Source organism: Pyxidicoccus sp. M6, from assembly GCF_055568925.1.
Map to the genome: position 1 here is coordinate 4,588,763 of NZ_CM145714.1, position 22,302 is coordinate 4,611,064.

Below are 22,302 nucleotides of genomic sequence, written 5' to 3' on the forward strand. Positions count from 1 at the left end.
CCCATGATCGGTAACGTCGATGCCGCCCTGCGCGCGCTGCTCGCCGAAACCCTTCCCGACCTGTTCGGGGGGACGCCTGCCAAGGTCGAGCTCAAGGTGACGAGCGAGGCGCTCGCACTCGAGCCATCCTCGGTGGACGCGCTCGCAGGCGAGCCTCTCCCGGATGAGCGGGTGGACCCGCTGCCGTTCGACGCCGCGCAGCCGAAGGGGCCGTACACCCTGGCGCATCCCCCCTGCGAGGGGCCCCGCCGCGTCCGCCTGCGCACGCGTCAGGGTGACGCTGTCTGGCTCAAGGACCGCGAGGTGACGTGGGATGCGGACCAGCCGCGCGTCTTCAGGCTCGCGCTCGGGCCCGAGCGCGAGCCGGCGGACGTGGCCGGGGTGGACGCGGTCTACCCGGTGATGTCTGCCTTCACCACGTTGAAGGCGGTGCAGACGCTGGGCCTCGAACTGGAGAGCGCGGACGCGGATGCGCTCGAGCGAGCCCGGGCGCTGCTCATCGCCGTGGTGGCGCTGGAGCAGCAGCGGCTCATCGACGAGGCGCGGAATGCGTATACGACGCCGGGTTCGAGCTACGGCATGAGCGTCGAGCTCAAGAGCCTCCGGCTGGTGAGTGCGAGCAGTGCCGGGACGGCTCCGTCGCAGCTCACGCTCGTGGCCGAGCAGGAGCTCAAGGCGACCCGTGCGCTCGTGGACGGGGAGGGCAGGGCCATCCAGCGAGTGAACATCTCCAGTCGAGTGAACATCTCCAGTGCGGTGGAGTGACGCGCCCTGGGGAGCACCGGCGTAGAATCCGCTGACGGTCCCGCCTCTAGAGGCATGGGGCCCATCATGGGAGGGGATATGAACGAGCAGGTGCAGCGGCGCCTCAAGGACCTCGAGACCGAGTACCAGTCTGGTCAGAAGATGCTGGCCGAGCTCGACGCCAAGCGGAACATGCTGACCTCGACGCTCCTGCGCATCGAGGGCGCCATCCAGGTGCTGCGCGAAATGGTTCCGCCAGCCCAGGGCGGGCCGGCCGACGACTCCTCGGCCGGCGGCGCCCCCCGAGCCCTTGCCCACGGTCCCGCCAGGGCCGAAGGTCAGACTCCCGGCTGACTCCGTTGCCCGGGGGCGCGCTCGCTCCGGACCCGCACTCATCTGCTCAGCCCGTCTGGATGGGCAGACGCTCTTCCAGCCTGGCGACGCGCCGCTCGAGCGCCACACCCCGCGCGCTCAGTTCCTTGGTCGCCTCGATGAGGATTCCCACCAACCCGGAGTAGTCGACGGCTTTGTAATGATTTTCGGCGCCTCCCGCGACCAATTCGGGAAACACCCGCTCGATCTCCTGGGCAATCACGCCAATGTCGCGTCTCGCGGAAGCAGCCGGCCCCTTGCCCGCATCCTTTCGAACGAAGGACACCCCGCGAATCTCCTCCAACTTCGACAGCACCTCACCCAGCGGGTGCACGTCAGCCTTGAGGCGTGCGTCGGAGAACACCCTGAATTCTGGTCCCCAGATGGGTACCGAAAACTCCATCCGGCGCACCATGTCCGGGCGGTTCTCCCAGGGTTGTGCGAAGGCATACCAAGACTGATAATCATCTGCATCTGTTCTCACCCAGTGATAGCCATTGAGCCGACCGTTTCCGTCAAACCCGTTGATGCTCGTCCTTGCGTAGTGGAGGTGCAGTTCCCCAGAGACCGTCAGGTTTCCATCCAGGTTGGTGGAGCCCTGCGTGCGAAGCTCTCCCTGCACCACGAGGTTGCCATTGCCACCCCACTGCCTGCCGACCATCAGCCCCGCCATGTTCAGTACGTATAGATAATCCCCTCCCGCAATGTGACCGGTCTTCAGGACGCCATTGCCGCCGGCGCCAACTGTCACCTCCCCACTGGTCGTGATGTTTCCGACGGAGATGCCTCCGTAGACATGCAGGGCACTCGGGTTGTTCGGGTTGCCAATGACAACAGGCTGCCCATTCCCCCAGTTCAAGTAGAGCCCCTCATCGGAATCATTCTCGTAATGCTTGCCATTGATGTGGCGGGTCTTCAGGGCACCACTGCTGCCGGCGCCAACTGTCAGGTTCCCGCTGAGGGAGGCGCCTCCGGAGACCTGCAGGGCGCTCGGATTGTTCGGATTACCGATGACAACAGGCTGGCCATTCCCCCAGTTCAAGTAGAGCGCATCGTCGGCATCGTTCCCGTGCTGTTTGCCATCAATGTGGCGGGTCTTCAGGATGCCACTGCTGCCGGCGCCAACTGTCAGATTCCCGCTGACGTAGGCGCCTCCGTAGACCTGCAGGGGCCACGCGCCCGGGTTGTTCGTGCCTCCTATGACGACAGGGTGCCCGGTTTCCCAGTTCAAGTAGAGCGTTTCATTGGAATCATTCTCATGATGCTTGCCATTGATGTTTCGGGTCTTCAGGGTGGCGTTTCCGCCGGCGCCAACTGTCAGGTCCCCTTTGGCGAAGATGCTTCCATAGACATGCAGGACCAGCGCGCCCGGGTTGTTCGTGCCGCCGATGACGACAGGGTACCCGGTTTCCCAGTTCAAGTAGAGCCCTTCGTCGGAATCATTCTCAAAGTGCTTGCCATTGATGTGGCGGGTCTTCAGGGCACCACTGCTGCCGGCGCCAACTGTCAGGTTTCCACTGACGGAGGCGCCTCCGTAGACCTGCAGGGCGCTCAGATTGTTCGGGTTGCCGACGACAACAGGATTCCCATTCCCCCAGTTCAAGAAGAGAGCGTCGGCGGCATTCGTCGCGAAGTGCTTGCCATCAATGTGGCGGGTCTTCAGGGTGGCGTGTCCGTCGGCGCCAACTGTCAGGTTCCCACTGACAAGCGCGTCGCCCCCGCTGACGTGAAGCCTCGCCTCGGGCGCTGCGGTGCCGATACCGACGTTCCCGGAGTCCGCAATATGCAATGCCTCGGACACGTCCTGTCCCGGCCGTTTGACGTAGAACGCCATGTAGGAGCTCGCGCTCCCGTCCGCGGTGGCCGCGAAGCGAGATGAAATCGCTCCCAGGCGAACTGTCTTCCCTCCATCGTTGAGGCCCCAGAAGTTCAGGTTGGGGCCCTGGTTGATGGCAGCAGGCTGCCGCATGTCGAACAGGTTGAGCGTCTCCCAACCCTTGTGTCCGATCACGGTGCTGACGTTTGCCCACGCACCACTATGAGCGTCAGCCGTTTCGTCCAGATTTGTCTCAACTGACAGGGGGTCGTTGAAGTGGTAGTGAACTTCTGTGTCAGGCATTGGACTTCATCCTTTCTCCAGACCTTGTCCACGCAACGCGCTGCGATGTGGCGTCGCATCAATCCGTGGGCCTCATCCCACCGCTTTCTTGGGAAGGACAGGTGAGTGCCGGAGTCATCTGCACCTTGAAAGCCGCCCTCCGGTCTGAATGGGGTCGCGGAGGGACCTCGCGACTCACGGCAGCCGGGCCGGGTTCATGTCGTGCAACTGTTTGCGCAGCCGGATCGGCCGCTCGAACAGTCTGCGCACGCCGGCTTGCTCGCAGAGGGGGGATGACGCCTGGCGCCCCTGTCACGCTTCGCTGCACTGCGCGGCAGGGTCCCCCCGCCTGACCGACCTTGCGAAGGACCCCGTGCCTCGCCATGACAGCCCCCTGTGCTGCGAGGAAGGTGCACCGGACGCCTGTATGAGCCCATGGGCTGGAGGGGTACCGGCAATGCCTCCGCCACGACAGCCGGTGGCCCTGGCCGGCATGCCCTGAGTGGGCCGCTCATCGCCGCTCAGGTAGGCGACAGCCCGTCAGCAACCCGGGTGTCTGCCTCCCACGAGCTGCCGGGGCGCGCCTCCTCATCGGGCGGTTCAGCCTGCTTATCCGGGAAGAACAAGCTCCACTTCGTTGTCGCTGTCTCCGGGTCAATTCCACTTGAGGTTCCATCACCTGTACCGGGTTCGAATCCCTCCCTGGGCACTCCGAACAAGAGCCTCCGAGTCGAAAGACTCGGGGCTTTTTTCGTTTCAGGCCCCGGCCACCTGGCCGCGCGCTGGTTTGGTATGCAGCCGAGATGCCGCAGGCTGTCGTCCACCGGAGCCAACCCCAGCTTTCTACTGCGCAGCGGGCGTTCCCCCGACTGCGCGGAGAGAGAGGTCGGAGATGAAGGTGTTGGCGTTCGCCTCGTCGGTGCGGCGCGGCTCATTCAACCGGAAGCTCATCGAGCTTGCGGTGAGGATTGCTCGCGAGGAACAGGCCGAGGTGGATCTCGCGGACTTTCGGGACTTCTCCATGCCCGTCTACGACGGAGACCTGGAGCATGAGCAGGGCCTGCCGGATGGCGCACTCGAGCTGAAGCGCCGGGTCGAATGGGCAGATGCCCTCCTCATCTCCACCCCTGAGTACAACTTCTCCATCGCCGGGCCGCTGAAGAACGCCTTCGATTGGGTGTCCCGCGCCCGCCCGATGCCGTGGCGGGGCAAAAGCGTCTACCTGATGTCCGCCTCGCCCTCGCCCATGGGAGGAATCCGGGGGCTGTGGCAGACGCGCATCCCCTTCGAGGGCTGTGGGGCGCTCGTCTTCCCGGACATGTTCGCGCTTCCTCACGCCAATGCCGCCTTCACGGCGAGCGGAGAGCTCTCGGATGCGCAGCAGGCGGAGCGCTTGCGCAAGGAGCTCGTGGGCTTCCTCCGCCTCGCCGAAGCGGTCAGCCACATCTGTGGCAAGGAGGTCCCGCCGCGAGAGCGGGCACGTCGCACCCAGATTGCCGCCGCGCTGGAGGAGCAGTCGGTCATCCAGCCCGGCACGGCGTAGGACTCGTCCGCAGCCCCGAGGGTAACGGCTGCGCCGAGCGCTTCATCCACACCCTCAATGAGCAACTGCTCTGGGGGGCCGTCCTTCGCCACGGTGGAAGAACTCTGCCAGGCCCTATTGGAGTGGGCCCATCGGTACAGCGAGCACTGGCTGCTGGAACGCCACAACTTCCTCTCGCCGAGTCAGGCCCGGCGGGAACTGATGCAGAAGCGGGCGGCCTGATTACGGCCAACCTGGTGTTTCAACAATCCGGTGCGGTACAGGTGGATTCACCGTGGTCTCCGCGAATGGGGACTACGCCACGGGTCTGGCCTGCTCCAGTCGAGTGAACATCGCCAGTGGGTGGAGTGACGCGCCCCGGAGGACCCCGGCGTAGAATCCGCTCGCGGTCCCGCCGCCAAAGGGTCGGGCCCCCCGCCACGGGAGGAAATATGACCGAGCAGGTTCAGTAGCGCCTGAAGAACCTCGAGGCCGAGTACCAGTCCGGTCAGAAGATGCTGGCCGAGCTCGACGCCAAGCGAAGCAACCTGACCTCGACGCTCCTGCGCATCGAGGGCGCAATCCAGGTGCTGCGCGAAATGGTTCCACCAGCCCAAGGAGGGGCCGCCGACGGCGCCTCGGCCGGCGGTACCCCCCGGAACCTTGCCCCCGGCCCTGCGAGGGCCGAAGGACAGGCTCTCCCACTTACTCCGTAGCCTGTCATGGGCGGGTGCCATGAGCTGGCGCCCGCTTCGCTGCAATCACTTCCTGGCGCTGCTGGTCGCCACCTTGGCGTATGTCCCCTTGAGGGTCACGCCGATGACGAAGGTGCCGGCGTGGCACTCGTACTCGGTGGCGCTCATGAACTCGGTGCTCTTGTAGCTGCTGACGATGTCCACCACGGCGTTGGCGCCCTTCTTCTTCGCGCCCTCCTGGAGGGTGATCAGCGCGGAGAGCGCCGCCCACCGGCAGCCATCCTCGTCCGACTTGCCCACGCCGTTGGTCTTCTTGTTGGTCTCGCCGGTGCCCAGCGTCTCGGTCGGCTTGGGCGCATTCTTCTGCCCGGACATGTAGAACTTCACCGAGCCGTCCAGCTTCGTCTTGGCCTCGGGCATCGCCAGCACGTCGGCGATGGGAAGCTTGTACACGGTGTCACGCGCCAGCGCCGGGCCGGACACCGTGAGTGCGAGCAGCGACAGCGACAAGGCCTTCTTCATAGGGCTTCTCCGTCACTCCCATCGGCGGAAGATCAACGACGTGTTGATTCCCCCGAAGGCGAAGTTGTTACTCATGACGACATCCGTCGAAATCCTTCGACCCGCGCCCGTCACGTAGTCCAGCGGGGCGCAGCGGGGGTCCACCGTACCCGGCTCCAGGTGCAGCGTGGGCGCGAACCAGCCGGAGCGCATCATCTCGATGCTCATCCACGCCTCCAACGCCCCGCAGGCCCCCAGCGTGTGGCCCATGTAGCTCTTCAGCGAGGAAATCGGCATGGCCTCGCCGAAGACCTGGTTCGTCGCCGCCGTCTCCGCGATGTCCCCCTGGTCCGTGGCCGTGCCATGCGCATTCACATAGCCCACGGCCGAGGGCGCAATCCCCGCGTCCTCCAGGGCCAGCCGCATCGCCTCGGCCATGGTCTCCGCGTGGGGCTGGGTGATGTGGCGCCCGTCGCTGTTCGTCCCGTAGCCGAGCAGCTCCGCGTGAATCCTCGCGCCGCGCGCTCGCGCGTGCTCCAGCTCCTCCAGCACCAGGGTGCAGGCACCTTCCCCCAGCACCAGCCCGTCCCGCTGGGTGTGGAAGGGGCGCGGCGTCAGCTCCGGCGTGTCGTTGTTCTTCGTGCTGGTGGCGAACAGCGTGTCGAACACCGCGGCCCCCGTGGCATCCAGCTCCTCCGAGCCACCGGCGAGCATGGCCACCTGCCGTCCCAGCTTGATGGCCTCGTAGGCGTAGCCGATGCCCTGGCTCCCCGAGGTACACGCGCTGGAGGTGGTGATGATGCGCCCGGTGATTCCGAAGAAGACGCCGATGTTCACCGCGGCCGTATGGGACATCATCCGCACGTACGTCGTGGCGGTGATGCCCTCGGTGGTCTTCTCCGTAATCATCCGCCCGAAGTCGCCCATGTTGGCCGGCGTGCCCGCGGACGAGCCGTAGGCGATGCCCAGCTTCCCGCTCTTCACCAGCGGGTCTCCCAGCAGCCCGGCGTCCGCGAGCGCGAGCTCGCTAGCGCGCGTGGCCAGCAGGGCCACCCGGCCCATGCCCCGCATCGTCTTGCGGGAGTACGTCTGGGGCGGCAGCTCGAAGGGCGCGGCGGGAGCTCCGACGCTCGTGTGCAGCCCGTCAATCTGCTTCCAGTCCTCCATGACCTGCACGGCGTTGCGCAGCGACTTCAGCCGCGCCTCCACCGTGGGCCAGTCATGGCCCAGCGGGCTGAGGGCTCCCATGCCCGTCACGACAACGCGCCTCATCCGAACAGCCCTCCATTCACCGAGATGACCTGCCGGGTGATGTAGCCGGCATCCTCGCTCATCAGGAAGCTGACCGCGGCGGCTACCTCCTCGGGTTTCCCCATGCGCTTCGCCGGAATCATCTTCAGCGCTTCCTCCACCACGTGCGGCTCCACCATCTCCGTATCGATAAGGCCGGGGGCCACGCAGTTCACCGTAATCCCACGGCTCGCCAATTCCACGGCCAGCGCCTTCGTCGCGCCGATGATGCCGGCCTTCGCCGCGCTGTAGTTCACCTGCCCCCGGTTCCCCATCAGCCCGGAGACCGAGGACAGCGTGACGATGCGCCCCGGCTTGCGCCGACGGACCAGCGGCATCGAGAGCGGGTTGAGCACGTTGTAGAAGGCGTCGAGGTTGGTGTGGATGACCGCGTCCCAGTCCTCGCCGGGCATGGCGGGGAAGGCGTTGTCCCGGGCAATGCCCGCGTTGCACACCACGCCGTAGTAGCAGCCGTTCGCCTCGACGTCGGCGAGCAGCGCCTGCTCCGTCTTCGCGCGGTCCGCCACGTCGAACTGAAGCACGCGGGCGCTCCGGCCCAGCGCGCGAATCTGCGTGGCCACTTCCTCCGCCTGCTCCACCTTGTTGCGGCAGTGCACCACGACGTCGTAGCCGTCGCGCGCCAGCCGCAGGGCAATCGCCCGGCCGATGCCGCGGCTCGAGCCCGTCACCAGTACCGTCTTCTCACTCATCCGCGTCCACCTTCATCCCTTGCCCCGCGACGGGCGGCTCGAACACCGTCAGCGCGGCCGTGGCCACCGTCTCGCCGCCAATGCCAATGGTGCAGTCGAACTGGCCCAGCCCGTTCTCCGCCCAGAACTGGCGGTGCACCTCGATGCGCAGCAGCTCTCCTGCCTTGAACATGGGCCGGCTGCACTCATAGCGCCGCGTGCCGAGCAGGAAGCCCACCTTCAACGGCGCGCCGCGAAGTCGTGCAGTCCAACCGGCCCACGCGCCAATCGTCTGCGCCATGAACTCGATTCCCACCCAGCCTCCCACTCCGCCGTGCTCGTAGAAGAGGCTGTCCTCGCGGATGGTGACCTCCGCTACCAGGCTCTCCTCGTCGGCCTCCACGGCCCGGTCCAACAGGCGCATCCGGTCCGTGTGCTGGAGCAATTCCGAGATGTCGTAGGCAATGGCCGTGCGCATCAGGCCCTCCCCAGCACCAGGGCGGCATTGCTGCCACCGAAGGCGAACGAGTTGCTCAGCACATAGCGGAGCGGACGCCCCAGCGTCTGTCCCGGCTTCACCAGCGACAGGGTGGGGAGCTCCGGGTCCACCTCGCCGTCCCACCAGTGCGGCGGCAGACGTCCCTGTGCGTTGTCCGTCAGCGTGAGCCAGCTGAACGCCGCTTCGAGCGCCCCCGCGGCCCCGAGCGTGTGCCCGGTGAGCGGCTTCGTTGAGCTGCACGGCACGTCGCCGCCCAACAGCCCATGCACCGCGCGGCTCTCCATGGAGTCGTTGTGCGGCGTCGCGGTGCCGTGGAGATTGACGTAGTCCACCTCGGCGGGGCTGATGCCCGCGCGCTCCAGCGCAGCCTGCATGGCAGTCCGCGCGCCCTGGCCATCCGGAGCGGGGGCGGAGATGTGGTGGGCGTCCGAGGACTCGCCCCAGCCCGCGAGCCGCACCGGCCCGGGCTCCCGCGTCATCAGGAACAGGGCCGCGCCTTCGCCGATGTTGATGCCACGGCGATTCACGCTCATCGGATTGCAGCGAGCCTCGCTCACCGAGTCGAGTGCGGAGAAGCCCGCCACGGTGAAGCGGCACAGCGCGTCCGCGCCGCCGGTGATGACCGCGTCCGCAAGGCCCATCCGCAACAGCCGCGCCGCGCTGGCCAGGGCCTTGGCGCTGGAGGAGCAGGCGGTGGAGATGACGTGCGAAGGCCCCTTCACGCCCAGCACGTGATTCAGCGCCAGGGCCGGCGAGCCAAGCTCCTGCTGCCCGATGTGGAAGTGCGCGGGGAGCTGCCCCGTCGCCACGTGCGCGGCGATGGCGGCCTCGCTCTCTCCGATGCCCGAGGTGCTGGTGCCCAGCACGATGGCCACGCGCTCCGGGCCGAAGCGGCGCAGGGCCTCGTCCACGGCGGGACGGAGCTCCGCCAGCGCGGTGAGCAGCAGCGCGTTGTTCCGGCTGCGCAGTGGCACGGGAAGCCCGGACACGTCGGCGAGCGGCGCGGTGACGCAGCCCACGTGCAGCGTGCGCGCGGCGAAGTCCGGGCTCGGAGCCACGCCCGTGGGCCTGTCGCCGAAGAGGCCCGCGGACACCTCGCGCTGTCCGCTGCCCAGGGCGCAGACGAGTCCGAGCTGGTTGAGAAATACGGGCACGGTCATCCGCTCATCCCTCGGTGGGGCGTGATTCGATGGTCAGCCGGTAGTGCTCCGCGAGGTTGACCAGCTCCGCGTGCCCGTTCCAGCGGGGCTCGCCACCATACCGCACCGTCACCCACTCCCGGCCCTGTTGGAAGAGGACCCGCCGACCAGGGCCATCCTCCAGCGTCCACCCCGGAGGCAGGGCGGCGCGGACTGCCTCGGCCGGCCAGTAGACGAGCTGCACGTCCCGCAGCACCTGGCGCGCCTGGAACTGCTCGGGCAGGCGAGGGTCTCGCTGCTCGTCGAGCGCCGTGCCGTCCCATTGCATCGTGAAGACCCGCTGCCCGAGCGCGAAGCCCGCCAGCCGCAGCGCCGACGCGTCGACCTCCAGCAGTGCTTCCAGCGAGCGGGGGCCCTCCGGGTCGGCCTCGTGCGCGAAGCTCAGCCGCTGCGTCAGGCTCACGCTGGCGCCGAAGGCCACCGGCGCCAGCTCGAGCGCTGGCAGCGGCACCTCCGGCGCCAACTGCCGCGGGCGCACGGTGGCGCACGCGGCGAGCCCAAGCAGCAGCAGTGTCGGAATCAGCCGGAGCACAGTTCCTCGAGCACACCCAGCCGGCGCTTGCTGTCGGCCACGTAGGGGTTGGTCTTGTCCCAGGCGTAGCCCGCGAGGATGGCCGAAATCATCCGGCGGACATCCGTGGAGGGCGTCGGGTGGAAGATGACGTTCTGGAAGCCACCCTCGTACCAGGACTCGACGAAGGTGCGGAACGTGTCCACGCCGGCCTTGAGCGGCACCGCGTAGTCGCGCTCCCAGTCCACCGTCTCACCGGCGAAGGCGCGGTTGAGGCAGGCCGCCGCGAGGCTCGCCGACTTGAAGGCGATGGTGACTCCCGAGGAGAACACCGGGTCCAGGAACTCGCCCGCGTTGCCCAGCAGCGCGAAGTTGCGGCCCCACAGCGACTTCACGTTCGCCGAGTAGCCGGTGATGGTGCGCGCCGGCGTGTCCCAGACCGCGTTCTTCAGCAGGGAGGACAGCGTCGGGTCCTCGCCAACGATGGCCTTCAGGCGCTCGGTCTCCGTGCCCTGGTACTGCTGGAGGAACTCCTGCTTCGCCACCACGCCCAGCGAGCAGCGGCCGTTGGAGAAGGGGATGGTCCAGTACCAGACGTGCACGTGCTCGGGATGCACGGTGACGCGAATCTTCTCGCGGTCGAAGGTGCCCAGGGGAACCCGGTCCTCCACGTGGGTGAAGAGGGCGCCGCGCACCGGGAAGTTGGAGGGCGTCTCCAAGTCCAGCAGCCGCGGCAGCACCCGGCCGAAGCCGCTGGCGTCCAGCAGGAAGCGCGCCTGGACGCGGTACGTCTCTCCCCCGGGAGAGCGCACCGTCACCTCGGGCTGCTCACCCGAGACATTCACGGAGGTGACGGTGTGGCCGAAGCGCAGGGTGGCGCCCATCCGCTCGGCGGCGCGGGCCAGCACATTGTCGAAGTGGGCGCGCTGGACCTGGTAGGTGGTGCCCCAGCCCTGGGAGAACTTGTCCCGGAAGTCGAACGCCGTGTACTTGTCGCCGCGCGCGAAGGCCGCGCCGTTCTTGAACTGGAAGCCAGCCTCGACGACGTCCCGGAGCATTCCAGCCGCCTCCAGGTACTCCATGCTCTGCGGCAGCAGGCTCTCGCCGATGGAGAAGCGCGGGAATTGCTCGCGCTCCAGCATCAACACCGTGCGCCCCTGCTTGCGCAACAGTCCCGCCGCCACCGAGCCCGCGGGGCCCGCGCCAATGATGAGAACCTCAGTTGTCTCTACGTTCACGTTTGTTCCTTGCCCGGAGGCATTCTGTAACACGGTGTCAGAATCCAGATGGTGACCTCGCCCAGGAGCATGGCGAGTCCGAATGAGCGCAGGGCCGGCGTGGCCGACAACCCCAGCAGCCCGAAGGAGAGGAGGGTGCTCACGCCGGCAAGTGCCACCGCGAGCCACGCCGAGCCGTCGCCCGGGTGCTCCAGCAGGAAGATGCCGTAGTCCACGCCCATGCCCAGCAGGAGCACGAGACCCAGCACGCTGAAGAGCTGCAGCGGCTCGCCGGCATACCCGAACACGGCCAGGGTGATGAGCGTGCCCAGCACGGAGGGAACCCAGGCCCGCCAGGCCTCGCGCTTGAAGCGGGCGACCAGCGTCAGCAGCACCGCCACGTAGCCCACGCCGATGAGCCAGCCCATGAGCCGCCGGTAGCGCCCCAGCAGCCGCGAAATCTCCTCCGTCTTGTCCACCCAGCGCACGCCCTCGAGCCCGCGAGCGGCCTCCGCCACGCGGGGGAGCACGGACGGGTCGCTCAGTCCCCGCAGCATGACGACGCTGTAGTGCTTCGTCCCCAGGAGCCCCAGCCACTGCTGCCGGATGGCCTGCGCGGCGGGGCTGGCGAGGAAGCTCGCGGGGGTGAGGACTCCCGAGGCGAAGGTGGCGCGGGTGGGGGCCTCGCCCGTGGCTGCGGCGACGGCGGACACCGCCTGCTCTTCCGCGCGGGCGCTCAGGCTCGCGTCCGCGACCTGCTGCGCGGCGGACGGCAGCCAGTCCGATACCGCGCGGTAGCCGGCCAGCGCCTTGTCCGCGACGAGCGGCTCCAGCCGCTGCTTCAGCTCGCCCTCTCGCGCGAGGACCTGCTCCTCGCTGTCTCCACCGACGAGGAAGAACTGGGCCGGGCTGGGCAGGCCCAGGAGCCGCCCCAGCTCCCGCTGGTCCGAGATGAGCTTCTCCGGCGCTCCCTGGAGCTGGCGGATGTCGTCACGCGTCTGAAGCCGCCACAGCCCTCCGGCGATGACCACGGCGAGCGCCGCCGTCGCCAGCCACCCATTCCGCGTGGACGAGAAGCGGGGCCAGCGGGAGATGGACGCGGAGAAGCGCGCGGCGAACCGCGTCACCGGCAGCGCGCCGGTGTCCAGCGAGGGGAACCAGCACACCACGGTGAGGAAGGCGCCCGTGAGCCCCGCGGCGGAGAACACCGCCATCTGCCGGAGCCCCGGGAAGGGCGCCACGCCCAGCGCGAGGTACGCCACCACGCTGGTGATGAGCGCCAGCGCCATGCCCGGCAGCAGGCTGCGCATCACCGGGCCGCGCTCGGAGGGAGGCTTGCCCTGTCGCGCCGCGAAGTAGTGGAAGCCGTAGTCCTCGGCCACGCCGACGAGGCTCGAGCCGAACACCAGCGTGAGCAGGTGGACGCGCTCGAAGAGCAGGGCAGTGACGCTCAGGGCAATCGCGCACCCGAGCGTCAGCGACACGCCCACCAGAAGGATGGGCCTCAGCGAGCGGAAGGTGAGCCAGACGAGCAGCAGCACCGCCGCGAGCGAGCCGAAGCCGATGGTGGACATCTCCCAGCTCGCCTGCGCGGCGGCGGCCTCCGCGTACAGCGGCACGCCCGCGGCCACCAGTCGGCCTCCCGGCACCGCGGCCTCCACGGCCGCCCGGGCGCGCTCCACCACGGAGGTGATGCGCCCGTCCGCGCCCAGGGCGAAGGCGGAGACCTTGATGCGCCAGGTGAGCAGCACCCACTCGCGCCCCTCGCCAGCCACCCAGAGCCGTCCGTCCCTCGGCCGCGCCGAGCTCTCCCCGGCCCGGGCCGACCACCAGTCCGGCCACAGCCCCAGCGGGTCGGCGTCCCACGCGGTCAGCCTCGGGCCGGCGGGCTGGTACAGCTTCATCAGCGCCGTGCCGCCCAGCTCCTCCGGTGTCGCCTTCGCCAGCCACGTGCGCTGGGCGGGCGTCAGCAGCCTGTCGCGATAGGGGCGGTAGAACTCCACCGCCGCCTCCAGCGCGGAGGCATCCGTGGCGGTGGGCTCCAAGAGCGCCGCGTCCTTCGTCAGCTCCGCCAGGGCGGTGTCCGCCGCGTGCTGCGCCGAGGCCCAGTCCGGAGCGCCCACCAGCAGCACCAGCTCCCGCCCCGCGCCGTCCGCGAGCCGCCGGGTGGCCGCGTCCACCTCGGGGGCCTGCTCGTCCTCGGGCAGCAGCGCGAGTACGTCCGTGTCCAGGCGCGCCGAGCGCCAGAACAGCACCTGGTGCACGCCCACGGCGAGGACGACGAGCGTCCAGAAGATGGCCAGCCTATTTCGCAAGGCGCTTCGCTTCCGCTTCGCTCGGGAGAGGCGTCCTCGCCAGGTGGTCGAACCGGATGACGCTGGAGTCCCCGCGCGTCTCCTCGAGCTGCACCTGGCGCACGTACTTGTCGCCCTCGAGCTTCACGCTCTTGAAGACGCGCGCGAGCCCCGCGTCCGTCGGCGTGAGGCTCAGCTTCCAGCCGTCCGCGCCCACCAGCTCGCCCTCGACGCGGAAGCGCGTGGCGAGCGAGGCCACGTCCCCGGCGAGCAGCGCGAACAGCAGCTCATTCACCGCGGCCAGCGCCGGCTCGCGGCTCGAGTCCAGGTGGTAGGCCGCGCCGCCCGCTCCCTGCTCCGCGCTCAGCGACGTGCGCGTCAGCGTGAGCGTCGAGGCGAAGGGCTGCTTCGTGTCCCAGAGCACGCCCTTCTGCCGGGACAGGACGAAGTCACCCCGGGAGACGAGCGGCTTCTTGAATCCAGCCACCGTCTTCGTCTGCTCGAACTGGCCGCGCAGGAATTGCGCGTCCTCCAGCCGGGCGCGCACGCCTGTCACCACGTCGCTGGCGCTGGCGCTCGTCGCCAGCAGCATGCCCACGAGGACCATCAGCCGCTTCATTCGGGCCTCACTCCCAGCCGCTCCCACAGCACTGGCGGGCAGACGTACTGCAACTCCCCGGTGGCCATCGACACGGCGACCTGGATGGTGTGGGCCTGAGTGATTTTCTGTCCGGTGGCCGCGTCCCGGATGACGAAGTCCATGCGCAGGCGGTTCTCCCACTCGGTGATTTCCGCGCGCACCTTCAGCCGCTGCCCATAGACAACCGGCTGCACGTACTTCAGCCGCATGTCCACCACGGGCCAGGCGAAGCCGGACTCCTTCATCTGCGGGTAGTCGTAGTTGAATTTCGCCAGCAGCGCGCCGCGAGCCAGCTCCAGGTACTTCACGTAGTTGCCATGCCAGACGACCTCCATCATGTCGAGGTCATGGAAGGCGGGCGCCAGCTCGATTTCGTGACTGAGGTCAGGCTTCATAGAGCGTCCATTCGCGCGCGCGGATGGCTCCCAACAATCCTTGCAACTCGCGGTCCAGTGCCCGGTCCTCCACGACCAGGGCCATCCGCTTCTCGAGGTCCGCCTGCATCGACGCAAGCGAGGGCGCAAGCTTCAATCCGTTGTCCACGCGCTGGCGCAGGGTGACGCCCTGCCGCGCCGCGATGAGCATGGCCGCCACCACCTGCTCGGAGAGCTCCAGCACCCGCAGGCAGTCGCGCGCGGCGATGGTGCCCATGCTCACCTTGTCCTGGTTGTGGCACTCGGTGGAGCGGGAGAAGACGGAGGCCGGCATCGTCTGCTTGAGGGCCTCGGCCGTCCACGCGGAGACGCTGATTTGCAGCGCCTTGAGCCCGTGGTTGATGGTGGCGCGCGGCCCCGTCGCACCGGAGAGGTTGGCCGGCAGCCCGTGGTTGTAGCGGGTGTCCACGAGGAGCGCGAGCTGCCGGTCCAGGAGGTCCGCCACGTTGGCCACCGCGTTCTTCAGGCCGTCCATCGCGAAGGCGATGTGCCCGCCGTAGAAGTGGCCGCCGTGGAGCACGCGCTCGCCCTCGGGGTCGATGAGCGGATTGTCGTTGGCGCTGTTCAGCTCGTTTTCAATCTGCGTGCGGAAGAAGGGCAGCGCGTCTTCAAGAACGCCAATCACATGCGGGGCGCAGCGCAGCGAATAACGGTCCTGCAGCCGCTGCTCGTTGCGGCCGGGGTGGCCCGTCGCCAAATCCGTGCGCAGGCGCGCGGCCACGCGCTGCTGGCCCACGTGCGGCTTCACCGCGAACAGCGCCTCGTCGAAGTGGTGCGCGTTGCCGGCGCTGGCCACCACGTTGAAGGCGGTGAGCCGCGTGGCCATCCGGCACAGGTACTCGGCGCGCTCCCACGCGAGGCAGGCCAGGGCGGTCATCACCGCCGTGCCATTCATGATGGCCAGGCCCTCCTTGGGACGCAGCCGCAGGGGCGCGAGCCCGAGCTTCGCGAGGACCTCCGCCGCGGGGCGCCGCTCGCCGCGGTACCAGGCCTCGCGCTCGCCGCAGAGCACCGCCGCCACGTACGACAGCGGGGTGAGGTCGCCGCTGGCGCCCACCGAGCCCTCCGCCGGGATGAGCGGAAGCACGTCGTGCTGGAGCAGCAGCTGCAACCGGGTGAGCAGCTCCAGCCCCACGCCCGAGAAGCCCTGGGCCAGCGAGGCCAGCCGCGTCGCCAGCACGGCGCGCGTCTCCTCGGGGGAGAGGAACCGGCCCGCTCCGACGCCGTGGTACGTGTAGAGGTGGTGCGGCAGCTCCGCGACGAGCTCCGGCGGAATGGACACGGTGCACGAGTCGCCGTACCCCGTCGTCACGCCGTAGATGACGCCTTCCTCGGCCAGCAGCCGGTCGAGGAACTCCGCGCCCCGGGTGATGCGCTGGCGGAAGTCGGGCGACGTGCCCAGCTCGGCGGGGCGCTCTCGGCGCGCGAGCGCCGTCACATCTTCGATGGTGAGCCGGCTTCCGTCGAAGCGGACCGCGCGTTCATTGTGGAGGCCTTGCGGGGACATTCTCTTGATTCCAGAAGGGGAAGAAGTTGAACCAGTCGAGCGGCGAGCGCTTCAGCAGCTCCGTCAGCCGCTCGGCGTACCGGTGGGCGTAGCCCGTCAGTGCCGCCTCGCGTCTACCGCGGGGAAGCTCCACGCGCTCGGCCAGGCACTCGAAGTGGATGGTGTAGCCGGGGCCCTCGCGGATGCACCCCAGCAGGAACAGCGGGCACTTGAACAGCGCCGCCAGCACGTACGGGCCTATCGGGAAGGGGGCGGAGTGGCCCAGGAAGTCCACGCGCACCGTCTGGGTGGAGTGCACCGGGACGCGGTCTCCCGCAATCACCACGAACTCGCCCGCGGACACGCGCTCCTGCAGCGCGACGGCCGTCGCCGGCCCCATCTCCGTGACTTCCATCAAGCGGAACTCGCTGTCCGGATTGAGCCGCTTGAGCAGCCGGTTGAACTGCTCGGCGTGCCGGGTGTGCACGAGGATGGTGAGCTTCACCTCGCCGCGCTTCTCGGCCATGGCGCGGCACAATTCGAGGCAGCCCATGTGCGCGGTGATGATGATGCCGCCTCGGCCACCCTTCGCCGCCTCGTAGAACTGCTCGCGGCCCTCGGTGCGGACCTGCTCGAAGCGGTAGCGGCCGCTGACGGCCAGGAGCTTGTCGAGCATCGTCTCCGCGAAGGCCACCATGTGGCGCAGGCTGTCCCAGCGCCCGGGCTTCCTACCCAGGGCCCCGGTGGCGGACTCCACCCGCGCGAGGTACTCGAGCGAGGCCTCGCGCACGAGCGGGCGGGCCAGCCAGTGCACCAGGACCACCGGATACAGGCAGACGCGGAAGGGCCAGCGGCCCAGCAGCCGGTGAATCCAGTACAAGAGCCAGATGCCGAGGACGAAGGTGCTCTCACCCACGTCCGCCCAGTGCCGCGCCTTCATCCCGCCACCTTCCTCCACAGGAGCAGCGGCAGCCGCACCAGCATTCCGAAGAACAGCTTCGCGTGCATGCCGGAGATGCGCACGTTGTCCCAGAGCACGTCGAAGTGGGAGATGCCGTCCGTGGGGTAGCGCACCCGGGTGGGCTGGTTGAGGATTCGCATGCCCCGCCAGAACAGGCGCACCAGCACCTCCACGTCGAAGTCCATCCGCTTGCCGATGTGCACCGAGTCGATGAGCGCCACCGTGGGCGCCAGCGGATAGACGCGGAAGCCGCACATCGAATCGCGGATGGCGAAGGACAGCGTGTTGATCCACACCCAGATGTGCGTGGCGTAGCGGCCGTAGAGCCGGCCCTTGGGCACGGACTCGTCATACACGGGGGTGCCGCAGATGAGCTTCTCGGGCGAGCCGGCCGCCAGCTGCAGGAAGCGGGGGATGTCGCCGGTGTCGTGCTGGCCGTCGGCGTCAATCTGCAGCGCGTGCGAGTAGCCCGCCGCCTTCGCCGCGCGCAGGCCGGCCATCATGGCTCCGCCCTTACCCTCGTTCTGTGGCAGGCGGACCAGCTCGATTCCGGCGGAGTCCTGCGCGGCCAGCGTGTCCAGCACCGCGGCGCAGCCCGGCTCGCTGCCGTCGTCCACCAGCACGCAGGGCAGCCCGTGGCCGCGCACGGCCTTCACCACCGCGCCCACGGCCTCGCCGTGGTTGTAGACGGGAATCACCGCGCAGACCTTCATCCGTGGACTCCACCGAACAGAATGCGGCCGCTGGCGTGGGGACCGGCGTCCGACGAGAGCTTGAAGTGGAGGCTCCCCTTCGCCTCCGTCCAGGCGAGCTCCACGGTGAGGCGCGTGCCGGGCGTGATGACGCGCTGGAACTTCACCGCCTCCATGCGGAGGAAGTCGGGGGGGATGGGGAAGAGCTCGCGGCCGAGATGGATGGCCCACTCCAGCTGCGCCACGCCGGGCAGGATGGGCATGCCGGGGAAATGCCCTTTGAGGAAGGGCGAGCTGTCGGGGACGTCCACCTCCAGCACGGCGCGCGCGGCTTCGCGCTCCAGCACCCGCGCCGCCGGCCGGCGGGGGTCGAAGAGGGCGGCGAGCGCCGCTTCGGTGGTCTTGCCCTGGCTGTTGACTGGCATCGCCTCCAGATACCGGAAGCGGCGCGGGAGGACACTCGCTTCGAACTGTTGCGAGAGCTGTTCGCGAAGCGCCTGGTTCAGGGAGCGCTTGCTCCCCTCCGTGTGGAGCCGCCAACCCGCCTCGCCCGGCACCGCCACCACCGCCAGCGACAGCCGGTGGCCCTCGGGAATCGGCACCACCCGGGCCTCTCTCAGGAGCCCGCCTTCGAGCAGCGCCCGCTCCATGCCCGTCAGCGACACCCGCTTCTCCTCCAGCTTGAGGAGGCGGTCCTTGCGGCCCAGCAGCTCGAAGCCCTCCGGCAGGAGCCGGACCCGGTCCTCGGTGCGGAACCAGCCTTCTTCATCCCACTGCGCGTGAGGCGACCGGATGGCCAGCGCGTCGTCCTCGAGGCGCACCTCGACGCCGGGCATCAGCGTCCACGGCCAGGTGTCCTCCTGGGTGCGCTGGCGCCAGGCGACGCCGCCCGTCTCGGAGCTGCCATAGACTTCGACGGGCGCCTGGCCGAGCAGGGCGCGGCAGGCGTGCAGGGCCTCGTTGGACAGCGGCCCGCCGGAGGAAAACACCGCGAGGAGATTTCCGCGGACGCCCGCCCAGTCCAGCGACTCCGGCAGGCGCTTGAGGTGGGCCGGACTGGAGACCAGCGCGGCGGGTCCCTCCGCCAGCGCGGCCACGATGTCCTCGGGGTACGTGAGGCTCCGCGCCAGGAACGGCCGGCCCGCTGCCAGGGGCCAGAGCGCGCGGAACAACAGCCCGTAGATGTGCTGGTGCGAGACGGTGGCCAGCACCCGCTCCTCGCCGAGCCGCGCGTCGAAGAGGCGCGCCAGCGTCGCGACTTCGCGGCTCAACTGCCCCAGCCGCTTGGGAATGGCGGTGGGCTCGCCGCTGGAGCCCGAGGTGTAGAGCACCAGCGCCCGCGCCTCCAGGGAGAGGGGCCGCCAGTCACCCCGGGCGCCCTCCACCGGCGTCAGTGGTGCGTATTCGGAAGGAATGTCTCCCGCGAAGCCATCCACCTCGCCGCGCAGGCGCTCCAGCGTCGCGGGGCGGGCGTCGGCGGGCAGATAGACGCACCGGTCCGCGTGCCATGCGCCGAGCAGCGCGGCGGTGAGCTCGAAGGTGTCCTCGAAGTAGAGGGCCAGGCGCCGGCCCGGCCGGGCCTCGAAGGCCGCGCGCCAGCCAGCGGCCCGCGCCGCGAAGTCGGCGAAGCCCAGCGTCCGTCCCTCGCGGAGCGCCACCGGGAACGAGGCGGGCCGCCCGCGCGCCAGGAGTTGCTCGATGCCGATGTGCTCAGCCATGCGCGTGCCTCGCCCTCACGCGGCGCCGCACCAGCCACTCTCCCGCGAAGAGCACTCCCATCAGCCCGTAGGAGATGAGCCCGTTGTACAGCGCCCACGTGGCGTCACTGCCCCAGAGCGCCGTGCCCAGGGAGATGCCGCCGTTGAGCACGAAGAAGCCGCACCACACCTGCGTCACCCGCCGCGTGTAGGCCACCCCCGACGGGGGAAGGTCCGGCTCGCGCAGCCGCGCCAGGCGCTCGATGACGGTGGGAGGGTAGGCGAGGCTGGTGGCGAACAACACGAGCAGCAGCCCGTTCACCAGGAGCGGGTAGAGCTTCAGCGGCAGCGCGTGGTTGCCGAGCATGCTGGCCGCGGCGAGGACCAGGGCCCCCGCGGCGGCGGCAAGCCAGACCCGCTCGCGGGTGGCCACGGCGCGCACCACGGCCATGCCCGCCAGTGGCACCGCCATCCAGCGAGGCTCGAACCGGCCCAGGCCCAGGTAGACCAGCAGCGGGTAGGCCAGGCTCAGCAGGCCGAGCAGCGCTGGACGCAGGTGCTTCACGCCGCCACGGATTCGTCGAGGAGCGAGTGCAGCGCGTCCACCACGTCCTGGATGGTGCGGACGGACTTGAAGACCTCCGGCGGCAGGCGCTTGCCCGTCACCGGCTTCAGCCGCACCAGGAGGTCCACCGCGTCGATGCTGTCGATGTCGAGGTCGTCCCGCAGCCGGGCCTCGGGAGTGATGCGCTCCGGCTCGATGTCGAAGGTCTCTTGCAGGAGCGTGCTCAGGTTCTCGAATAGCTGTGTCTTGGTCATGGTCTATTTCCCCCTCGGAAATGGGTTGGGCTCAGGACTTGCGGTGGGCGCTTACGAACTCTGCTAGGGCGCGCACGCTGGCGAAGTGACGGCGGTTGTCCTTCGAATCGCTCGCCAGCGTCACCCCGTAGGCTTTCTGCAGCGCGAGGCCGAGCTCCAGGGCGTCAATCGAATCGAGACCGAGTCCCTCGACGAACAGTGGCTCGGACACATTGATGTCATCCGGGGTGAGGTCCTCGAGGTTCAGCGTCTCGATGACCAGCTTCTTGATTTCCTGCTCAAGCGCCTGCATGACGTTGCGTCTCCCTGACAAAGTAGTCGTGCAGCATCTCGGTGAGCTGGCGCGCGGCGAGTGCCTCGCCGCCTGCGTCCCCCACCAGTGATTCCACCGGGATGTCGTCCTGCACGACGATGGTGAAGTTCATGGGCCGGGGCGGCACCTTCCACCAGGGCGTTCCCTTGGTGAGGCCCAGCGGCTCGCACACGATGGTGACCGGGGTGATGTTGCACGGCCCTCGCACCGCGATGTTGGCGGCGCCGCGCTGCAGCTTCATCCCGCCGCTCACCGGAGTCCGCGTGCCCTCCGGGAAGATGATGAGGTTGTTGCCCGCCTTGACCGACGCGATGCAGTCCTTGACGAGCTCCGGTCCGGAGTCGTTGCACAGGTAGCCGGTGGCCTCGATGGGGCCGCGGCAGAAGGGGTTCCTGGCCAGGCTCGCCTTCACCACGCAGTCGGCGTTGGGCACCAGCGAGATGAGGAAGACCACGTCGATGAGCGTCGGGTGGTTGGCGAGCACCAGCAGCCCGGGGCGCGACAGCTTCTCCACCCCGATGATGCGGTAGCGCAGCACCCCGACGAAGCGCATGAACCCGATGAAGAAGCGGAAGCTGTAGTGCACGGCGAGGCGCGCCTGCCGCGTGCGGTTGGCCTTGTTCCGCACGAGTAGCCCCAGCAGCGGGAAATACAGCAGCCGCAGCAGGAGCCCGCCAATCCCGAAGGTGGCGAAGGAGATTCCGGTGGCCAGCACGCGCCACGCGCGGTCGAGCAGTTCACGCATGACGTTGCCACCGCCAGAGCCGGGACCCCACGGCGTGTTCGAAGCGCTCCTCGCCGCTGACGAGGAAGCGGAGCACGGAGAGGGACTCCGGCAGTCCGTCCGCCCCGGCGCTGTCCTGCGTCCCCGTGCAGGCGCCACACTCCAGGCTGAAGCCCGGCGCGCCGTTGGCGGCCGTCAGTCGGCAGGCCCAGGCGTGGGGCAGGGTCACCTGCTCGGGGAAGTGCTCGAAGGGGCGGGGGAGCGGCTCGTCGTAGACGACCACCATCACCTCCGGCGCCCCGTCCGCCAGGAGCCCGCACGCCTCGACGAAGGCGGCCTCGACCGTCTCGGCGCCCGCGGCCACGGCGCTGTAGGCGGAGGTGTCGCCCCGGGCGATGGAGTAGAGCGCGCCAATCGCGTTGTGGACCGACATGCTGAAGGACGCGGGGGACAGCGGCGTGGCGTGCGCGAGTTGCTCCAGCAACTCCACTGAGCGTCCAATCTCTCCATACCGGGATGCGAACACCACGGGACACGGCGGAGCTTCCCCCTGGCACTCATAGGTCGCCTGCAGGGCGACGCGCCCCAGGCGGTCCATGCGTCGGCGCAGCATCGCCGGCATCTCGCTCAGGGGCGGGGTGCCCTCGGTGGGAAGGGGGTGACGGCTCGAGAACCAGGTTCTCCAAGCGTCTTGGCCGGAGAGCCCGGGTGCCCAGGCTGCCCAGTGGTGAAGGGAAAAAACCATCATGATGCCGGGAGGATGCGTGTGCTCCAGGCGGCCTTTTCTACCAAAGCATCACATAGGGGACAATTGGCCGCGAGTCGGACTTTTCATGATGGACGGCCTTTCCCTCGGCTTCCAAGAGGCCTCGGTGGGGGGCTCCGAGAGGAGAGGGAGGGGCCAT

23 protein-coding genes and 1 pseudogene are annotated in these 22,302 nt (G+C 68.8%); 4 read left to right on the forward strand and 20 right to left on the reverse strand.

Features of this window, described 5'->3' with window-relative positions; genetic code table 11:
- Positions 1-3 precede the first annotated feature (3 nt).
- Entirely contained in the window at positions 4-765 is a 762-nt protein-coding gene (locus tag ACVTJA_RS18280) for a hypothetical protein (protein WP_465837764.1), read from the forward strand.
- A 78-nt stretch (positions 766-843) separates the two neighbouring features.
- A complete protein-coding gene (locus ACVTJA_RS18285; protein ID WP_465837766.1) occupies positions 844-1,098 on the forward strand; it encodes a hypothetical protein in 255 nt (84 codons plus the stop codon).
- Positions 1,099-1,144: 46 nt separating this feature from the next.
- Here ACVTJA_RS18285 and ACVTJA_RS18290 read toward each other — a convergent pair whose 3' ends face one another.
- Positions 1,145-3,235: a tail fiber domain-containing protein gene (locus ACVTJA_RS18290; protein ID WP_465837767.1), complete on the reverse strand. Its 2,091-nt coding sequence runs from the start codon at positions 3,233-3,235 to the stop codon at positions 1,145-1,147.
- An 871-nt stretch (positions 3,236-4,106) separates the two neighbouring features.
- On the opposite strand from ACVTJA_RS18290, the gene ACVTJA_RS18295 reads away from it, so the two are divergent.
- Entirely contained in the window at positions 4,107-4,757 is a 651-nt protein-coding gene (locus ACVTJA_RS18295; RefSeq protein WP_465837769.1) for an NADPH-dependent FMN reductase, read from the forward strand.
- A 5-nt stretch (positions 4,758-4,762) separates the two neighbouring features.
- Positions 4,763-4,979, forward strand: a pseudogene (locus ACVTJA_RS18300) (integrase core domain-containing protein); the annotation flags it as partial.
- A gap of 518 nt (positions 4,980-5,497) precedes the next feature.
- Here ACVTJA_RS18300 and ACVTJA_RS18305 read toward each other — a convergent pair.
- Genes ACVTJA_RS18305 through ACVTJA_RS18395 form a run of 19 tightly spaced genes read right to left on the reverse strand, consistent with a single transcriptional unit; the run spans position 5,498 to position 22,145 of the window.
- On the reverse strand, positions 5,498-5,953 hold the full coding sequence (locus tag ACVTJA_RS18305) for an excinuclease ATPase subunit (RefSeq protein ID WP_465837771.1): 456 nt from the start codon (positions 5,951-5,953) through the stop codon (positions 5,498-5,500).
- Between the two features lie 12 nt (positions 5,954-5,965).
- Entirely contained in the window at positions 5,966-7,204 is a 1,239-nt protein-coding gene (locus tag ACVTJA_RS18310; RefSeq protein ID WP_465837773.1) for a beta-ketoacyl-ACP synthase, read from the reverse strand.
- Positions 7,201-7,932 (reverse strand): 3-oxoacyl-ACP reductase FabG, encoded by a 732-nt coding sequence (gene fabG / locus ACVTJA_RS18315; protein WP_465837774.1) that lies wholly within the window; start codon positions 7,930-7,932, stop codon positions 7,201-7,203. Before fabG ends, ACVTJA_RS18310 begins: the two co-directional genes overlap by 4 nt.
- The gene (locus ACVTJA_RS18320; protein WP_465837776.1) at positions 7,925-8,389 is read right to left on the reverse strand and encodes a hotdog family protein; all 465 of its coding nucleotides are present in this window, start codon (positions 8,387-8,389) and stop codon (positions 7,925-7,927) included. Before ACVTJA_RS18320 ends, fabG begins: the two co-directional genes overlap by 8 nt.
- The gene (locus ACVTJA_RS18325; RefSeq protein WP_465837778.1) at positions 8,389-9,570 is read right to left on the reverse strand and encodes a beta-ketoacyl-ACP synthase; all 1,182 of its coding nucleotides are present in this window, start codon (positions 9,568-9,570) and stop codon (positions 8,389-8,391) included. Before ACVTJA_RS18325 ends, ACVTJA_RS18320 begins: the two co-directional genes overlap by 1 nt.
- A gap of 4 nt (positions 9,571-9,574) precedes the next feature.
- Positions 9,575-10,141, reverse strand: coding sequence for a DUF3261 domain-containing protein (locus ACVTJA_RS18330; RefSeq protein WP_465837779.1), 567 nt, complete (start codon positions 10,139-10,141; stop codon positions 9,575-9,577).
- Positions 10,129-11,358, reverse strand: coding sequence for an NAD(P)/FAD-dependent oxidoreductase (locus ACVTJA_RS18335; RefSeq protein ID WP_465837780.1), 1,230 nt, complete (start codon positions 11,356-11,358; stop codon positions 10,129-10,131). Before ACVTJA_RS18335 ends, ACVTJA_RS18330 begins: the two co-directional genes overlap by 13 nt.
- Positions 11,355-13,652, reverse strand: coding sequence for an MMPL family transporter (locus tag ACVTJA_RS18340; RefSeq protein WP_465837782.1), 2,298 nt, complete (start codon positions 13,650-13,652; stop codon positions 11,355-11,357). Before ACVTJA_RS18340 ends, ACVTJA_RS18335 begins: the two co-directional genes overlap by 4 nt.
- Positions 13,642-14,250 carry a LolA family protein gene (locus ACVTJA_RS18345; protein ID WP_465837784.1) on the reverse strand — a complete coding sequence of 203 codons (609 nt, stop codon included), beginning with the start codon at positions 14,248-14,250 and terminating at the stop codon, positions 13,642-13,644. The genes ACVTJA_RS18340 and ACVTJA_RS18345 overlap by 11 nt, the downstream gene beginning before the upstream one ends.
- Positions 14,247-14,666, reverse strand: coding sequence for an acyl-CoA thioesterase (locus tag ACVTJA_RS18350; RefSeq protein WP_465837786.1), 420 nt, complete (start codon positions 14,664-14,666; stop codon positions 14,247-14,249). The genes ACVTJA_RS18345 and ACVTJA_RS18350 overlap by 4 nt, the downstream gene beginning before the upstream one ends.
- Positions 14,656-16,212: an HAL/PAL/TAL family ammonia-lyase gene (locus tag ACVTJA_RS18355; RefSeq protein ID WP_465837788.1), complete on the reverse strand. Its 1,557-nt coding sequence runs from the start codon at positions 16,210-16,212 to the stop codon at positions 14,656-14,658. Before ACVTJA_RS18355 ends, ACVTJA_RS18350 begins: the two co-directional genes overlap by 11 nt.
- On the reverse strand, positions 16,187-17,131 hold the full coding sequence (locus tag ACVTJA_RS18360; protein ID WP_465837790.1) for an LpxL/LpxP family acyltransferase: 945 nt from the start codon (positions 17,129-17,131) through the stop codon (positions 16,187-16,189). Before ACVTJA_RS18360 ends, ACVTJA_RS18355 begins: the two co-directional genes overlap by 26 nt.
- Entirely contained in the window at positions 17,128-17,865 is a 738-nt protein-coding gene (locus tag ACVTJA_RS18365; protein ID WP_465837792.1) for a glycosyltransferase family 2 protein, read from the reverse strand. Before ACVTJA_RS18365 ends, ACVTJA_RS18360 begins: the two co-directional genes overlap by 4 nt.
- Positions 17,862-19,562 (reverse strand): ApeI family dehydratase, encoded by a 1,701-nt coding sequence (locus tag ACVTJA_RS18370; protein ID WP_465837794.1) that lies wholly within the window; start codon positions 19,560-19,562, stop codon positions 17,862-17,864. Before ACVTJA_RS18370 ends, ACVTJA_RS18365 begins: the two co-directional genes overlap by 4 nt.
- Positions 19,555-20,106, reverse strand: coding sequence for a COG4648 family protein (locus tag ACVTJA_RS18375; RefSeq protein ID WP_465837795.1), 552 nt, complete (start codon positions 20,104-20,106; stop codon positions 19,555-19,557). Before ACVTJA_RS18375 ends, ACVTJA_RS18370 begins: the two co-directional genes overlap by 8 nt.
- Positions 20,103-20,360 (reverse strand): acyl carrier protein, encoded by a 258-nt coding sequence (locus ACVTJA_RS18380; protein WP_465837797.1) that lies wholly within the window; start codon positions 20,358-20,360, stop codon positions 20,103-20,105. The genes ACVTJA_RS18375 and ACVTJA_RS18380 overlap by 4 nt, the downstream gene beginning before the upstream one ends.
- 31 nt (positions 20,361-20,391) lie before the next feature.
- Complete coding sequence (locus ACVTJA_RS18385; RefSeq protein WP_465837798.1) at positions 20,392-20,652, reverse strand: phosphopantetheine-binding protein; 261 nt, start codon at positions 20,650-20,652, stop codon at positions 20,392-20,394.
- Positions 20,639-21,418: a lysophospholipid acyltransferase family protein gene (locus tag ACVTJA_RS18390; protein ID WP_465837800.1), complete on the reverse strand. Its 780-nt coding sequence runs from the start codon at positions 21,416-21,418 to the stop codon at positions 20,639-20,641. Before ACVTJA_RS18390 ends, ACVTJA_RS18385 begins: the two co-directional genes overlap by 14 nt.
- Positions 21,411-22,145 carry a beta-ketoacyl synthase chain length factor gene (locus tag ACVTJA_RS18395; protein WP_465837802.1) on the reverse strand — a complete coding sequence of 245 codons (735 nt, stop codon included), beginning with the start codon at positions 22,143-22,145 and terminating at the stop codon, positions 21,411-21,413. The genes ACVTJA_RS18390 and ACVTJA_RS18395 overlap by 8 nt, the downstream gene beginning before the upstream one ends.
- Positions 22,146-22,302 lie beyond the last annotated feature (157 nt).

Excerpts from the sequence above, each read along its gene's own strand:
- ACVTJA_RS18280 (WP_465837764.1), top strand. The coding sequence starts at position 4 with ATGATCGGTAACGTCGATGCCGCCCTGCGCGCGCTGCTCGCCGAAACC.
- ACVTJA_RS18285 (WP_465837766.1), top strand. The coding sequence starts at position 844 with ATGAACGAGCAGGTGCAGCGGCGCCTCAAGGACCTCGAGACCGAGTAC.
- ACVTJA_RS18290 (WP_465837767.1), bottom strand. The coding sequence starts at position 3,235 with ATGCCTGACACAGAAGTTCACTACCACTTCAACGACCCCCTGTCAGTT.
- ACVTJA_RS18295 (WP_465837769.1), top strand. The coding sequence starts at position 4,107 with ATGAAGGTGTTGGCGTTCGCCTCGTCGGTGCGGCGCGGCTCATTCAAC.
- ACVTJA_RS18305 (WP_465837771.1), bottom strand. The coding sequence starts at position 5,953 with ATGAAGAAGGCCTTGTCGCTGTCGCTGCTCGCACTCACGGTGTCCGGC.
- ACVTJA_RS18310 (WP_465837773.1), bottom strand. The coding sequence starts at position 7,204 with ATGAGGCGCGTTGTCGTGACGGGCATGGGAGCCCTCAGCCCGCTGGGC.
- fabG (WP_465837774.1), bottom strand. The coding sequence starts at position 7,932 with ATGAGTGAGAAGACGGTACTGGTGACGGGCTCGAGCCGCGGCATCGGC.
- ACVTJA_RS18320 (WP_465837776.1), bottom strand. The coding sequence starts at position 8,389 with ATGCGCACGGCCATTGCCTACGACATCTCGGAATTGCTCCAGCACACG.
- ACVTJA_RS18325 (WP_465837778.1), bottom strand. The coding sequence starts at position 9,570 with ATGACCGTGCCCGTATTTCTCAACCAGCTCGGACTCGTCTGCGCCCTG.
- ACVTJA_RS18345 (WP_465837784.1), bottom strand. The coding sequence starts at position 14,250 with ATGAAGCGGCTGATGGTCCTCGTGGGCATGCTGCTGGCGACGAGCGCC.
- ACVTJA_RS18350 (WP_465837786.1), bottom strand. The coding sequence starts at position 14,666 with ATGAAGCCTGACCTCAGTCACGAAATCGAGCTGGCGCCCGCCTTCCAT.
- ACVTJA_RS18355 (WP_465837788.1), bottom strand. The coding sequence starts at position 16,212 with ATGTCCCCGCAAGGCCTCCACAATGAACGCGCGGTCCGCTTCGACGGA.
- ACVTJA_RS18360 (WP_465837790.1), bottom strand. The coding sequence starts at position 17,131 with ATGAAGGCGCGGCACTGGGCGGACGTGGGTGAGAGCACCTTCGTCCTC.
- ACVTJA_RS18365 (WP_465837792.1), bottom strand. The coding sequence starts at position 17,865 with ATGAAGGTCTGCGCGGTGATTCCCGTCTACAACCACGGCGAGGCCGTG.
- ACVTJA_RS18370 (WP_465837794.1), bottom strand. The coding sequence starts at position 19,562 with ATGGCTGAGCACATCGGCATCGAGCAACTCCTGGCGCGCGGGCGGCCC.
- ACVTJA_RS18380 (WP_465837797.1), bottom strand. The coding sequence starts at position 20,360 with ATGACCAAGACACAGCTATTCGAGAACCTGAGCACGCTCCTGCAAGAG.
- ACVTJA_RS18385 (WP_465837798.1), bottom strand. The coding sequence starts at position 20,652 with ATGCAGGCGCTTGAGCAGGAAATCAAGAAGCTGGTCATCGAGACGCTG.
- ACVTJA_RS18390 (WP_465837800.1), bottom strand. The coding sequence starts at position 21,418 with ATGCGTGAACTGCTCGACCGCGCGTGGCGCGTGCTGGCCACCGGAATC.
- ACVTJA_RS18395 (WP_465837802.1), bottom strand. The coding sequence starts at position 22,145 with ATGATGGTTTTTTCCCTTCACCACTGGGCAGCCTGGGCACCCGGGCTC.